10 protein-coding genes are annotated in these 14,058 nt (G+C 56.6%); all 10 read left to right on the top strand.

The window, feature by feature from the left end; translation table 11 throughout:
• The first annotated feature begins 28 nt into the window (after nt 1–28).
• The 10 genes from rny to QZ303_RS03825 all read left to right on the top strand — a co-directional run bounded on the left by rny (nt 29) and on the right by QZ303_RS03825 (nt 13,871).
• A complete protein-coding gene (gene rny, locus QZ303_RS03870; protein ID WP_295729359.1) occupies nt 29–1,573 on the top strand; it encodes a ribonuclease Y in 1,545 nt (514 codons plus the stop codon).
• A complete protein-coding gene (locus QZ303_RS03865; RefSeq protein WP_295729357.1) occupies nt 1,573–3,066 on the top strand; it encodes a regulatory iron-sulfur-containing complex subunit RicT in 1,494 nt (497 codons plus the stop codon). Before rny ends, QZ303_RS03865 begins: the two co-directional genes overlap by 1 nt.
• 15 nt (nt 3,067–3,081) lie before the next feature.
• Nucleotides 3,082–3,549: a gliding motility lipoprotein GldH gene (locus tag QZ303_RS03860; RefSeq protein WP_295729355.1), complete on the top strand. Its 468-nt coding sequence runs from the start codon at nt 3,082–3,084 to the stop codon at nt 3,547–3,549.
• A 47-nt stretch (nt 3,550–3,596) separates the two neighbouring features.
• Nucleotides 3,597–4,778 carry a Xaa-Pro peptidase family protein gene (locus tag QZ303_RS03855; protein WP_295729353.1) on the top strand — a complete coding sequence of 394 codons (1,182 nt, stop codon included), beginning with the start codon at nt 3,597–3,599 and terminating at the stop codon, nt 4,776–4,778.
• Nucleotides 4,779–5,219: 441 nt separating this feature from the next.
• The gene (locus QZ303_RS03850) at nt 5,220–6,644 is read left to right on the top strand and encodes an HD domain-containing protein (RefSeq protein WP_295729505.1); all 1,425 of its coding nucleotides are present in this window, start codon (nt 5,220–5,222) and stop codon (nt 6,642–6,644) included.
• 113 nt (nt 6,645–6,757) lie between these two features.
• Nucleotides 6,758–7,924, top strand: coding sequence for a clostripain-related cysteine peptidase (locus QZ303_RS03845; protein WP_295729351.1), 1,167 nt, complete (start codon nt 6,758–6,760; stop codon nt 7,922–7,924).
• Between the two features lie 18 nt (nt 7,925–7,942).
• Complete coding sequence (locus tag QZ303_RS03840) at nt 7,943–9,115, top strand: mechanosensitive ion channel domain-containing protein (protein ID WP_295729348.1); 1,173 nt, start codon at nt 7,943–7,945, stop codon at nt 9,113–9,115.
• Nucleotides 9,116–9,382: 267 nt separating this feature from the next.
• Complete coding sequence (gene recJ, locus QZ303_RS03835) at nt 9,383–11,113, top strand: single-stranded-DNA-specific exonuclease RecJ (RefSeq protein ID WP_295729345.1); 1,731 nt, start codon at nt 9,383–9,385, stop codon at nt 11,111–11,113.
• A complete protein-coding gene (locus QZ303_RS03830) occupies nt 11,106–13,031 on the top strand; it encodes an ATP-dependent DNA helicase RecQ (protein ID WP_295729342.1) in 1,926 nt (641 codons plus the stop codon). Before recJ ends, QZ303_RS03830 begins: the two co-directional genes overlap by 8 nt.
• Nucleotides 13,032–13,871: a tetratricopeptide repeat protein gene (locus tag QZ303_RS03825; RefSeq protein ID WP_295729340.1), complete on the top strand. Its 840-nt coding sequence runs from the start codon at nt 13,032–13,034 to the stop codon at nt 13,869–13,871. It abuts the gene before it with no gap.
• Nucleotides 13,872–14,058: the final 187 nt, after the last annotated feature.

Here is a 14,058-nt window from a genome sequence, read left to right as displayed (position 1 = left end):
AATTATTAATTAAAAAATTAACCATATCATGGACCCACTCGTTTTAGGGCTTGTATGCGGAGTAGTCGCATTCATAATAGGCGTAGCCGTAATGATCGCCATACAGCGCTCCTCGGCTAAAAGCAAGGCAAAGACAATCATCGAAGAAGCGCACAAGGAGGCTGAGATGCTCATGCAGGAAAAGCTCCTCAAGGCACGCGAGGAAGAACTTCAGATAAAGGCCGAGGCCGACAAGGCTGCCAACCAGCGCATGTCGAAGGTGCAGCAGAACGAAGCCCGCCTGAAGCAGCGCGAGATGCAGCTCAACCAGCAGCAGGGCGAGATAGCCCGGCGCCGCAATGAGAACGACACGTTCAAGGCCAACCTTGAAGCTCAGGCCGCAGTGCTCGAAAGCCAGCGCACAGAACTCGACAAGCTCACACGCACCGCCCAGGACACCCTGGAACACATCTCCGGACTATCCGCAGAGGAAGCCAAGGAAAAACTCATAGAGTCGCTCCGCGACGAAGCCAAGACTGCCGCGCAGAGCTACATCAACGACATCATGGACGAGGCGAAACTCACTGCCAACAAGGAAGCGAAACGCATAGTCGTACAATCGATACAGCGGGTGGCCACCGAGACCGCCATCGAAAACTCTGTCACGGTGTTCCACATCGATTCCGACGAGATAAAGGGGCGCATCATCGGTCGCGAAGGCCGCAACATCCGCGCACTTGAGGCCGCAACAGGCATCGAGATCATCGTCGACGACACCCCCGAGGCCATCGTGCTCTCAGGCTTCGACCCCGTGCGACGTGAGATAGCGCGCCTGGCGCTCCATCAGCTCGTGGCCGACGGACGCATACATCCCGCCCGCATCGAAGAAGTGGTGACCAAGGTGCGCCACCAGATCGAGGAGGAAATCGTGGAGACCGGCAAGCGCACGGCCATCGACCTCGGAATACACGGCCTGCATCCCGACCTCATCCGACTCGTAGGCAAGATGAAGTACCGTTCGAGCTACGGACAGAACCTGCTCCAGCATTCACGCGAGACGGCAAACCTCTGCGCCATCATGGCATCCGAACTTGGACTCAACCCAAAGAAAGCACGCCGCGCCGGCCTGCTCCACGACATAGGCAAGGTGCCTGACGAAGAGCCGGAGCTGCCCCACGCACTCCTCGGCATGAAGCTCGCTGAAAAGTACAAGGAAAAGCCCGAGATATGCAACGCCATCGGCGCCCACCACGACGAAATCGAGCAGCAGTCGCTACTCGCTCCCATCGTGCAGGTGTGCGACGCTATATCCGGCGCACGCCCCGGCGCACGACGCGAGATCGTGGAGGCATACATCAAGCGACTCAACGACCTCGAACAGCTTGCCATGTCCTACCCCGGCGTTATCAAGACCTACGCCATACAGGCCGGACGCGAGCTTCGTGTGATTGTCGGCGCCGACAAGATCGACGACGCCGAGACAGAAAAGCTCTCTGCCGAAATCGCCAAGCGCATACAGACCGAAATGACATATCCCGGACAGGTCAAGATTACCGTAATCCGTGAGACCCGCTCGGTAAGCTTTGCAAAATAATGAGTACAACCGACAAAGACATGGATTCCGCCGCTATCCCGGCAGAAGAGGAAGCCACGGCGACACCCGCCGTACCGGTTCCTCCGGCCGCGCCCGGCGAGAAGGCGGAAGATGAAGATGACGAAAGGCCCGACATCCCAAGGTGTGAGGCCGTGTCTCGTCGTTGCGACGCTTGCCGGGAGGCGCCCCGTGGCAAACTGCATTGCCACAATTGGCTCGACGACATCCCCGGAGGGTTTGCAGACTTCGACATAGTGGAAGTACAGTTCAAGAACACCCGCAAAGGATACTTCCGCAACACAACCGGACTCGACATAGCCAAAGGCGACATCGTGGCCGTAGAGGCCTCACCGGGACACGACATCGGCGAGGTGACCCTCACCGGCACTCTCGTGGCCATACAGATGAAGAAAGCCGGAGTAAAACGCGATGCCGAGATCAAGCGCATATTCCGAAAGGCCAAACCCGCCGACATCGAAAAGTATGAGGAGGCGAAAGCCCGCGAGAACGAGACCATGATCAAGGCACGCAAAATCGCCGAGGACCTCAATCTCAACATGAAGATCGGCGACGTCGAGTATCAGGGCGACGGCAACAAGGCCATCTTCTACTACATCGCCGACGAACGTGTCGACTTCCGCAAGCTCATAAAGGTGCTCGCAGAGGCGTTCCACGTGCGTATCGAGATGAAACAGATCGGCGCGCGGCAGGAAGCCGGACGCATCGGAGGCATAGGCCCCTGCGGTCGTCCTCTATGCTGCTCGACATGGATGACCAACTTCGTAAGCGTAGCCACCAGCGCCGCACGCTTCCAGGACATCTCGCTCAATCCGCAGAAGCTCGCCGGACAGTGCGCCAAACTGAAATGCTGCCTCAACTTCGAGATCGACACATATGTGGAAAGCGTAAGGCAGATGCCCTCCAAGGACATTCGGCTTGAGACCGCCGACAACACCTACTTCCACTTCAAGACCGACATATTCAAGCGCGAGATAACGTATTCCACCGACAAGCAGATGGCAGCCAACCTGGTGACCATCCCGGCAAAACGCGCGTTCGAGGTCATAGCCCTCAACAAGGCCGGAGAGAAGCCGCTGAGCCTCATCCCCGAGGGAATGGAGAAGCCCAAGCAAAAAAAGGAATTCGTCGAACTTGTCGGCCAGGACAGCCTTACCCGCTTCGACAAGGCCAAGAAGAAGAAAAAGAAGAAGCCGCAGCAACAGCAGAAGGACGCGCAGCCCAAACCCCGCGACAACGGCAAGGATGGCGGAAACGCCGCTAACAACAACGCCGGCAACAACGCCAACAAGAACCAGCGCCGAGACAAAGGCGACAAACGTCCACAGGGCAACAAGCCGCAGCAACAGCAGAAACAGTCCGCAGGGCAACAAAAGCCACGGCAACAAAAACAACAGCAGCCCCAGCAACCCAAACAGACCGCACAGCAGCAGCCTAAACAGCCCGCGCAACAGCAGAAACCGAAACCGGAGTAACCTTTACGTGCCGACATGAGACGACGCATACTTCTACACATAATCAATGCCGCCACAATGCTCTCCCTATGGGCTTGTGGCGGCATTGACTCGGCATTCTGCGACTTCGCCACGCTACCGGCTCAAGGATGGGCCTACGGCGACACCATCAGTCTCACTCCGCGCTACATGTCCGACTCGATAGCCGCAGGACATCTCGTCGTGGCCCTGCGCCACAACAACAGCTACCCATATTCCAACATATGGCTCGAAGTGACCCACACCGCCCCGGACGGACGCGTGATGCGCGACACTGTCAACTGCGTCCTTGCCGACATGTACGGACGTTGGAAGGGACACGGCGTAGGCGCTTCCTTCCAGTTTGCCGACACAATCCCCCCGCAAGTGGCCGTCACCGCAGGATCTCCGATCACCATACGCCACATAATGAGGGTCGACACTATCCGGAATATCGAACATTTAGGCATAATGCTCGTTCCTTAATTAAGCCATATGCCCCATGCCGGCATAGACATACCAACTTCAAGCCTATGGATTTGCATGCTCTTACCCCAATTGAAGAGATTTCACGGCGTATCGCCGCAATCCGGTCCCTGATGATGGAGCGGTCGGTCGACGCGCTCCTTCTCACCGGCAACGCCAACATATTCTACACCCTCGGACGTGTCGTGAGCGGATGGGTCTACATCCCCCGCGAAGGAGAGCCGCTATATTTCGTGCGCCGCCCCGAAAACGTCAGAGGCGACAACGTGTGCCACATCCACAAACCGGAACTGATACCCGGCGAACTGGCCCGGCGCGGTTATCCACTCCCCGCCGGGATCGGACTGGAACTGGGGGGAGCGACATATCTCGCCATAGAACGCCTGAAAGCAGTTTTTCCCGACGCCGCCATTGCCGACGCTTCGGCTATAATGCGCTCCGCACGTGCCGTAAAGACCGATTTCGAGCTGCATCTGCTGCGCCGCTCCGGCATTAAACATGCCATGGTCTACAGCCGCATACCCCACCTCTACCGCACCGGCATGAGCGACATAGAGCTGCAGATCGAGATCGAGCGCGTGTCGCGACTCGAAGGATGCCTCGGCCAGTTCCGCATAGCGGGCGACTCGATGGAGCTGTTCATGGCCAATGTCCTTGCCGGAAACAACGCCGACAACCCCACACCCTACGATTTCGCCATGGGCGGGGCCGGACTCGACCCGTCGATACCTGTAGGTGCCGACGGATCCGTCATAAAGCCCGGCGATGCCGTAATGGTCGATGCAAACGGCAATTTCACCGGCTACATGACCGACATGACACGCGTATTCTCTCTCGGGCAGCTTGCCGGGGAGGCCGTGCGTGCCCATCAGTGCTCGATCGACATATGCCGGGAGCTCGAAAAGGTGGGAGTGCCCGGGGCGAAGGCATCGGACCTATACGACACAGCCATGCGCATCGTGAAAGAGGCCGGGCTGGAGCGTCATTTCATGGGCTACACGCAAAAGGCCGGATTCATCGGCCATGGCGTAGGAATCGAGATCAACGAGCTGCCCGTGATAGCGCCACGCAGCCGCGACGTGCTGAAAGAGCACAACGTGATAGCCCTCGAACCTAAATTCGTAGTCCCGGGTGTAGGGGCCGTAGGCATAGAGAACACCTACGTCGTCACAGCCGGCGGACTCGAGCGCATAACATGCGCCCCCGAACAGATTATAAATCTCGAATAGAAACCCCGGCTGATTAAGAGGGTGTTTCATAACAGAAGTTAAATTCCGGGTTCGCAGATTTGCGATGGATTTCGCCTTGCGGATTCAGGAGCATAGCGGGCTATGTGTTATCGCGAAGCGCTTTCGAGCTTGTCGAGAAAGACTGAATCAAAAGGTGAAAGACATCCAAAGATGCGAATCCAAGGGAATAAGCAATTATAACATAACTGACATGATATGAACTTGAGTTTTAACAGGATGAAGCTATCAGCAGCAGAAGTCACTTTACTGCTGCCGGATTTTTGTGAAATTGCATTCGCGTCTCAGTCACATATCCCACTATGCTCCTTCGACTTAAATGTAATTTCCTTAAAAATCCGACAGCCCGGTATTTAACCTCTGTTATGAAACACCCTCTAAACCCTGTTTATTCAGCCTGTTATGAAAAAAGTAATACCGACAATGAATCTTGCCGATAAAATCGACCTCCCCGTATTTCATAATGTCGGAACGGTCGCCGACTCCATGTCCCGTCCATGCTATGTGGTGGGCGGATACGTGCGCGACATATTCCTCCACCGCCACTCCAAGGATATCGATTTCGTCACCGTAGGGAGCGGGATAGAAGTGGCCGAAGCCGTGGCTGCCGCATTCGGAGGCGGATGCCAGGCGCATGTGTTCCGAAATTTCGGAACCGCACAGGTGAAACGCCACGACCTCGAACTCGAATTCGTAGGCGCTCGCCGTGAATCATACTCCCACGACAGCCGCAAGCCGGTGGTGGAGGACGGCACACTCGATGACGACCTTTCCCGACGCGATTTCACCATCAACGCGATGGCCATATGCGTGAATGCCGATGAATTCGGCGAACTGATCGACCCGTTCGACGGCCTGGCCGACCTCGACGACCAGCTTATACGCACACCGCTCGACCCCGACGTCACATTCTCCGACGATCCCCTCCGGATGATGCGCGCCATCCGATTCGCAACCCAGCTCGGATTCTCCATCGTGCCGGAGACATTCGACGCCATCACACGCAACGCCTCACGCATCGAAATAATATCGCGCGAGCGCATAGCCGACGAGCTTATGAAGATCATGGCCTCGCCGATGCCATCCATAGGATGGGAACTCCTCTCCGCGTGCGGGCTGCTGAAATACATCCTCCCGGAGCTTGATGCGATGCGCGGCGTAGAGACTGTCAACGGACGCGGCCACAAGGACAATTTCCACCACACGCTGCAGGTGGTAGACAACGTGGCACGGAAGTCCAAGAACGTGTGGCTCCGTTGGGGGGCGCTCTTCCACGACATAGCCAAGCCGGTCACCAAGCGTTGGGATGCCAAACTCGGCTGGACGTTCCACAACCACAATTTCATCGGGGCGAAGATGATCCCGCGCATATTCCGCGACATGCGTCTCCCGATGAATGAGAAGATGAAATATGTACAGAAACTCGTGGAGCTGCACATGCGCCCCATAGCCCTTGTCGAGGAGACGGTCACCGACTCCGCCGTCAGACGTCTGCTTTTCGACGCAGGCGAGGACATCGATGACCTTATGACCCTGTGCGAAGCCGACATCACCTCGAAAAACGAGGCCAAGGTGAAACGCTACATCGAGAACTTCAAGCTCGTGCGACACAAAATGACCGAGCTTGAGGAACGCGACCGCATTCGTTGCTTCCAGCCGCCGGTGTCCGGCGAGGAGATAATGGCCACGTTCGGCCTCGGCCCATGCCGCGAGGTCGGAGAAATCAAGGAGGCGATAAAAAACGCCATACTCGACGGCATGATACCCAACGAACGCGATGCCGCCCTCTCGCTGATGATGATGGTTGGCGGAAAACTCGGACTGACGCCGGTCGACACCCGCCCCTGACGCAATCCCCCGCAAGGGACATCGCAAAGTGGCGGTTTGGGTTTATTATGCCATTTTGAGGTATTTTAACCCCTGTTTTTAATAATTTTGTACCCTCGTAAATCTGTGTGGACATGAAATATCTACTACGCCACCTTCTCCTCGTGACAGGCATATTGCTCATATGCGTTTCATGCAAGCATGATGACGGTGACGCTCCGGGACCTCAATCCCCCGAAGTGTCGCGCACCGTGCTCGTCTACATGGCCGCCAACAACAGTCCGTCCCTCCCCTACAAGCTCAACTTCGACGCCATGGTAAGCGCCGTCGACGCTGGGGCGCTCGATAATGGCGGAAGGCTCATCGTGTTCAGCAAGACATCATCCGCAGCCGGACCTGTGCTGATCGAACTCACAAAAGACTCACAAACGACACTAAAGACATATCCGGCAGGGAGCAATACGGTAGACCCCGAAATGATGAAAACCGTCATCGCCGACACTCGCGAGATAGCCCCGGCGCAGGAATACGGTCTCCTGCTATGGAGCCACGCGTCGGGATGGAGGTCGCCCAACCGTTCATGGGGCCAGGACGTGGGATTCACCGGTCCGGAGCGCGAGATGTCGATTCCAGACCTTGCCGACGCGCTCGGCCACAAGCAGTTCCGGTTCATCTACATGGACTGCTGCTTCATGGGCAACATCGAGACGCTCTACGAGCTGCGCAACGCCGCCGACTTCATAATCGCAAGCTCCACCGAGACGCCATATGCCGGCATGGACTATGGGCGCAACATTCCCGCCTTCTTCTCAAAGCAGCTTGATCTCGGCAGCCTCGCGGTCAACACCTACGACGCCATCGCAAATCTTACACGTGACGGCGACTACTGCGGCATAGCCATTTCGCTCTACGACATGTCGCGCATCGGTGCTGTGGCCGATGCCGTCAAGGCCATCTATTCATCCGCGCAGACCACCTATGTCGATCCCTCGCGCATACAGCAATACGGATTTTCCGGGTGGAGCGGCTATTTCTACGACCTCAGCCATTACATGCACACCTTGACCGCCGACGCCTCGCTTGTCGCGCGTTTCGACAATGCCTTGGCGCAGTTTGTCCCCGTGTTCCGCCACACCGACGTTCTCTGGCTCAACTACGGCAATTACCCGCTTGATAATGTGAACGGGGTCTCCGCGTTCATTCCCGGGAGCTCCAACTTGCAGACACGGTACCATTACGACGACCTGCAATGGTATCACGACGTCGTGGCCCCCTACATGATATCGCACAAGACAGAATAAGATACAATCACACCCGATATGATACAGTTTGACGACATACTCAAAGGGGCGGAATCCGCCGTGGCACCGAAAGCCGCCGAAGCTGCCGCATCCGACTCCATACAGAACATAGGCAAAGACCTGAAAATGCTCGAAGGCATGTCGGCCGACGAGATAATCAACCGGCTCATCAACAGCCTGCTCGAATTTGCCGCACACCTGGCCATAGCGGTCCTCGTGTTCTATGCCGGCAGATTCCTCATACGCAAGATCTATAGGCTCGTATCATCGATATTCATACGCCGCAAGCTCGACCAGAGCCTCGCCACATTCATCCTCAGCGTAATCAACATAGCGCTCTACTTCATCCTGGTGATCACCGTGATCGGCATACTCGGGCTGGAGACAAGCTCATTCCTGGCGCTGTTCGCCTCGGCCGGTGTCGCCGTTGGTCTCGCCCTGAGCGGCACACTGCAGAACTTTGCCGGAGGTGTCCTCATACTCCTCCTGAAGCCGTACAAGATCGGCGATTACATCGAGGCGCAGGGATACGCCGGCACGGTAAAGGAAATACAGATATTCTCGACCATAATCAACACCGCCGACAACAAGCAGATCATCATACCCAACGGCGGACTCTCGACAAGCTCCGTCAACAACTATTCCAAGGAAGCCTACCGGAGGGTCGACTGGACCGTATCGATCGCATACGGCGACGACTACGACACCGCAAAGAAAGGAATAATCGACATCCTGCTCAGCGATCCGCGGGTAGTGAGGCAATATATCGAGGATGACGAAAACGCTCCCGACGAATCGCTCATGGAACAGGACCTTGAAAACTCCGACAGCGACGCCGCCACGGCCAAAGAACTCGAACAAACTGAAGGAAAGGAGCAATCCCGGTCGTGGCTCAACCGATTCAAAGGGAAAAACGGGAAAATAAAGGTACCCGTCCCCAAGCCTATCGATGAATACCACAAAGAGACTCTTGCGCTTCTGCCCAAGATTAGCCGCGCCCCGTTCGTAGGTCTCGGCAATCTCAACACATCGAGCGTCGACCTCACCGTGCGTGCATGGACGCGATCGGAAAACTACTGGGGCGTGTTCTACACCATGAACGAGCGATTCTACAAGGAGCTGCCTCCGCTCGGAATCAACTTCCCGTTCCCGCAGCTCGACGTGCACCTCAACCCCGGCCAGCAGGCCTGAGTACCCTCAAAATCTAAATTAACTTAAATCATCCCCTCCATAGTAGCCATTACAAAATTAATGGCTATATTTGCGTTATATACCCGAAGTAGGTGTGTGACCCTACTGACCATGGCCCTGAACGCCATACATACCGGATGCTTTCGCCGCTCTCTCCCAACACATTGTGCGATGACACGGCATCTTTTCTCCATTATCCTCTCCCCTCCTCTCTCAGGTCCGCTTGCCACGCGGCCTCTTGCAATGCAAAAAATAAAAACAACATAAATGATAAGTAAATGGATTTACTTACCCCTTACAGCAGAAAAACAAAAATCAGAGACGGAGTTGGCGTCAAGATACGCCGATTGCCCACCTGTTAGCGAGCTACTGGTGCAGCGTGGCATATCCACTGTCGAGGAGGCGGAAAAATTTTTCCACCCCTCGCTGCGTGACATGCATTCGCCGTTCCTGATGCCCGACATGGACAAAGCTGTAAACAGGCTCAACAAGGCCATGGGGTTGAAGGAGAAAATAATGGTGTATGGTGACTACGACGTCGACGGGACAACTGCCGTCGCCCTCGTCTACAAGTACCTGCAGAATTATTACTCCAACATCGAATACTATATCCCCACCCGCTACGACGAGGGATATGGCATATCCTACCGCACAATTGACGAGGCCGCCGCTTCAGGCGTCCGTCTCATCATCATCCTCGACTGCGGCATAAAGGCAATCGAGGAGATCAAGTATGCCCGCACTCTCGGCATAGATTTCATCATCTGCGACCATCACGTCCCGGACGACGAGCTGCCACCTGCCGCGGCCATCCTCAATCCCAAACTCGAAGGGAGTACCTACCCGTGCCCCCACCTCTCGGGATGCGGCGTGGGGTTCAAGTTCATGCAGGCATTCGCGCAGAGCAACGGACTGCAGTCGACCGAGCTTGAAAACATGCTCGACCTCGTGGCCGTCAGCATCGCCGCCGACATAGTGCCCATGGTCGATGAAAACCGCATAATGACCTACTGGGGGTTGCGCCGTCTCAACACCAACCCCAACGTCGGCCTGAGGGCCATCATAAAGATATGCCAGCTCCTTAACCGTGAGATCACCATCTCCGACGTGATCTTCAAGATAGGGCCGCGCATCAACGCATCCGGACGCATGCAGAGCGGACGCGAGGCCGTCGAGCTGCTCGTGGCCCGCGATTTCGCCGAAGCATACCATATCGCGAAAAACATCGACCAGTACAACAAAGACCGCAAGGAACTCGACAAACGCATCACCGAGGAGGCCAACGCCATCCTTGAGCAGCACACCGACAAGTTCCAGGACAAGAAGTCTATCGTGATATACAACTCCGACTGGCACAAGGGCATCATCGGGATCGTGGCGTCGCGCATAACAGAGCTATACTACAAACCTTCCGTAGTGCTCACCCTTTCCAACGGTCTCGCCACCGGTTCATCTCGCTCCGTGCAAGGGTTCGACATATATAGTGCCATCGACTCATGCCGCGACCTGCTCGAGAACTTCGGAGGCCACACCTACGCCGTCGGGCTCTCCATGAAGGAGGAGAACATCCCGGAATTCACACGCCGCTTCGAGAAATACGTGGCCGACAACATACTGCCCACGCAGCTTACCCCGCAGCTGGAAATCGACGCGCTGCTCACTTTCGCCGAAATCACGCCGCAGTTCATAAGCCTGCTCCGGAAGTTCAACCCATTCGGGCCGGGTAACCAGAAACCGGTGTTCTGCACACGCCACGTCATGGACTTCGGCACAAGCAAGCTCGTCGGACGACATCTCGAACACGTGAAGCTGGAGCTTGTCGACAACACTTCCGGAAAAGTGTTCAACGGCATCGCGTTCAACAAAGGCAAATACTTCGACCACATACACTCGCGCAAGCCTTTCGACATCTGCTACACCATCGAAGAAAACAAGCACCCCAACTCCACAGCATCGATCCAGCTCCACGTAAAGGACATAAATATATGCGATGACTGATCGCGCATCAAAATCTCTTCTCATACACGACATCCTCGGTCGATACTGGGGATACGATGCGTTCCGTCCCGCACAGGAGGAGATAATACTCTCCGTGCTCGACGGCAACGACACTCTGGGGCTGCTCCCGACCGGCGGCGGAAAGTCGCTGACGTTCCAGATTCCGGCCCTTGCGTCCGACGGCCTGACGATAGTCGTCACACCGCTCATATCGCTGATGAAAGACCAGGTCGACAACCTGCTTGCACGTGGCATAAGGGCCGTGTGCCTCCACTCCGGACTATCGCGCGCCGAACACAGGCTCGGCATCGACCGATGCCGCCTCGGAAAAGCCCGTCTCCTCTACCTGTCACCGGAAAAACTGCAGTCCGAGCGTTTCCTGGAGACATTGCGCGGGCTCGACATCCGGCTGATCGTCGTCGACGAGGCCCACTGCATATCGCAATGGGGCTACGACTTCCGCCCCGCATATCTAAAGATAGCATCACTGCGTGCGCTGTTCCCCCATGCGCCCCTGCTCGCGCTCACCGCCTCGGCCACTCCCGAAGTGGTGGCCGATATCATGGCTCGTCTGGAATTCCGCCGCCCTAATGTTTTCTCCAGGAGTTTCTCGCGCCCCAACATATCGTATATCGTGCGCAACGACTACGACAAGGACCGTCAGTTGCTCAACATACTCACCCGTACATCCGGCAGCGCGATTGTCTACGTGCGCTCGCGCATCCGCACACGACAGATCGCCGAGATGCTGTCGAAAAACGGCATCGCCGCCGACTATTACCACGCCGGATTGCAGGCGCAGGAGAAATCCATACGGCAAGAGGAGTGGAAATCGGAAAAGACCCGCGTGATTGTCGCCACAAACGCCTTCGGCATGGGAATCGACAAGCCCGACGTACGCACGGTCGTGCACATCGACTGCCCGCTCTCGCTTGAAGAATACTACCAGGAGGCCGGGCGCGCCGGAAGGGACGGCAAGCCGGCTTTCGCCGTGCTCATCGTCTCCCCCCACGACAAAGGACGCCTCACCCGGGCCATCGACGAGGCATTCCCGCCAAAAGACTATATTCGCCGCGTCTACGAGCTCGCCGGAAACTTCCTGTCCATACCCGTCGGGGAGGGGTTCGGCCGGATTTACGAGTTCAACTTCGCCAAGTTCACCACCATCTACTCTCTCAATCCCCGGCAGGCACGCAGCGCGCTGCACATCCTCACGCAGTGCGGCCACATCGAGTTCATGGACGAAGTGTCGACACACTCGCGCGTGATGATCACGGCCACCAAGGAAGAACTGTACCACATCACCCTCGATAACACCAAGGAGAAGGTGTTCAACGTGCTCATGCGTTCCTACACGGGCCTGTTCGCCGATTTCATACCCATCGACGAAAGCATGATAGCCTCACGGGCCGAGACGACCGAACAGCAGGTGTGCGAGACGCTCGTGGTGCTGTCGCGCATGCACATACTGCAATACATCCCGCGCAAGACCACCCCCTATATCCTATACACCTCTTCCCGCCAGCTCCCGCCGCATATCCTCATACCACCCGCAATCTACGAAGAGCAGCGCCGACGCATGGAGATGCGCCTCGAAGCGATGAAAGAATTCGCGTTCGGTTCCGTCGAGTGCCGCGTCAACGTGATGCTGCGCTACTTCGGCGAGAAGCCACGCGACGTGTGCGGCACCTGCGACGAATGCCGCCGGCGCAAGAAGCGCGACCTGTCGCCTGACCGCCGCCACGAACTCGGCGAATCACTGCGCTACATGATCGGGCAGCAGCCGCGCCCGCTGAGATACCTTCTGGATGAATCTGCCTTCCGTCAGGAAGAAATAATCGACGCCCTGCGCGAAATGATGCGCAAAGGCATCGTCACAATGACGGAAAACGAATACTTCACTCTAAACAAGCATTAGATGAACCTCCGCAAACACATATGCATCCTCCGGGTGGCGCCCCTTGTCTCCCTCGCCGCCATCGCGCTCTATCCCGGCATCCGGGCCATTGCCGATACCCCCCGGACCGGCTCGCAGGACGAATACTTCGACCTCATGGGGAAAGCCGACACCGCCATCTCCGACCGCAACTGGGACGAAGCCGAACAGTACCTCCTGCGTGCGCTGTCGACCGACCCGGCCAACCCATCCAACGTGCTCATACTCTCAAATCTCGGCATAGTGCAGTACAACCTCGGTCGCGACAGCCTCGCGCTCCGGTCTCTCGACGAAGCCCACCGGAAAGCGCCGCGAAGCGTCACCGTGCTCTCCAACCGCGCCGACGTGCTCCTCGCCATGGGTCGCGACAGCCTCGCCAACAATGATTATGCCTCAATCACACGCCTCGACTCCACAAATGTCGACGCTCGCTACATGCACGCCATGCTGTCATTGCGACAGGGCGACACCGTCGCCTGCCACCGCCAATGCGACCTGCTCCTCGAAATCGCGCCCGACAGCCTCCAGACAGGCATCGCATGCGCATCACTGTTCACCGCCACCGAACAATGGGAAAAAGCCATACCATTCTACACGAAAGTGATCGACAAAGACCCGTCATCACACTTCTATGGGGCACGTGCCGTCTGCTACCTGATGACAGGACGCCTCAATGAAGCGTCAGCCGACATCACCACCGGACTTGAACACAATCCCGACGACAAAGAGCTGTACCTCTACCGTGCCTATCTCAACAAGATGCGCTACATGCACGACGACGCCATCGACGACCTCCGCCGCGCCCTCAACTCCCCCAAATAACACCCGGCCCCCCATAGACTACTAATAACGCAAATATACATCGCAACGTAGGGATGCTTCCCCGAAGCATCCGAATTTCAAATAACGCACAGAGCCCACAGAGAGCACAGAGATTTTCATGTAGAGAAGAATAGGCAGGGTGGACATTTGGGGTGATGAATTGTATTCCCAAAGTTCTATGTGGACA

The organism is uncultured Muribaculum sp. (assembly GCF_910583865.1).
In the GTDB taxonomy this organism is placed as follows: Bacteria; Bacteroidota; Bacteroidia; order Bacteroidales; family Muribaculaceae; genus Muribaculum.
Note: the sequence above shows the minus strand (reverse complement) of the source record. Positions and strands in the feature narration are given on the sequence as shown.

Coding starts and splice junctions, on each gene's coding strand:
- QZ303_RS03860 (WP_295729355.1), top strand. CDS start 3,082: ATGAGACGACGCATACTTCTACACATAATCAATGCCGCCACAATGCTC.
- QZ303_RS03865 (WP_295729357.1), top strand. CDS start 1,573: ATGAGTACAACCGACAAAGACATGGATTCCGCCGCTATCCCGGCAGAA.
- QZ303_RS03845 (WP_295729351.1), top strand. CDS start 6,758: ATGAAATATCTACTACGCCACCTTCTCCTCGTGACAGGCATATTGCTC.
- QZ303_RS03840 (WP_295729348.1), top strand. CDS start 7,943: ATGATACAGTTTGACGACATACTCAAAGGGGCGGAATCCGCCGTGGCA.
- QZ303_RS03825 (WP_295729340.1), top strand. CDS start 13,032: ATGAACCTCCGCAAACACATATGCATCCTCCGGGTGGCGCCCCTTGTC.
- QZ303_RS03855 (WP_295729353.1), top strand. CDS start 3,597: ATGGATTTGCATGCTCTTACCCCAATTGAAGAGATTTCACGGCGTATC.
- rny (WP_295729359.1), top strand. CDS start 29: ATGGACCCACTCGTTTTAGGGCTTGTATGCGGAGTAGTCGCATTCATA.
- QZ303_RS03830 (WP_295729342.1), top strand. CDS start 11,106: ATGACTGATCGCGCATCAAAATCTCTTCTCATACACGACATCCTCGGT.
- QZ303_RS03850 (WP_295729505.1), top strand. CDS start 5,220: ATGAATCTTGCCGATAAAATCGACCTCCCCGTATTTCATAATGTCGGA.
- recJ (WP_295729345.1), top strand. CDS start 9,383: ATGATAAGTAAATGGATTTACTTACCCCTTACAGCAGAAAAACAAAAA.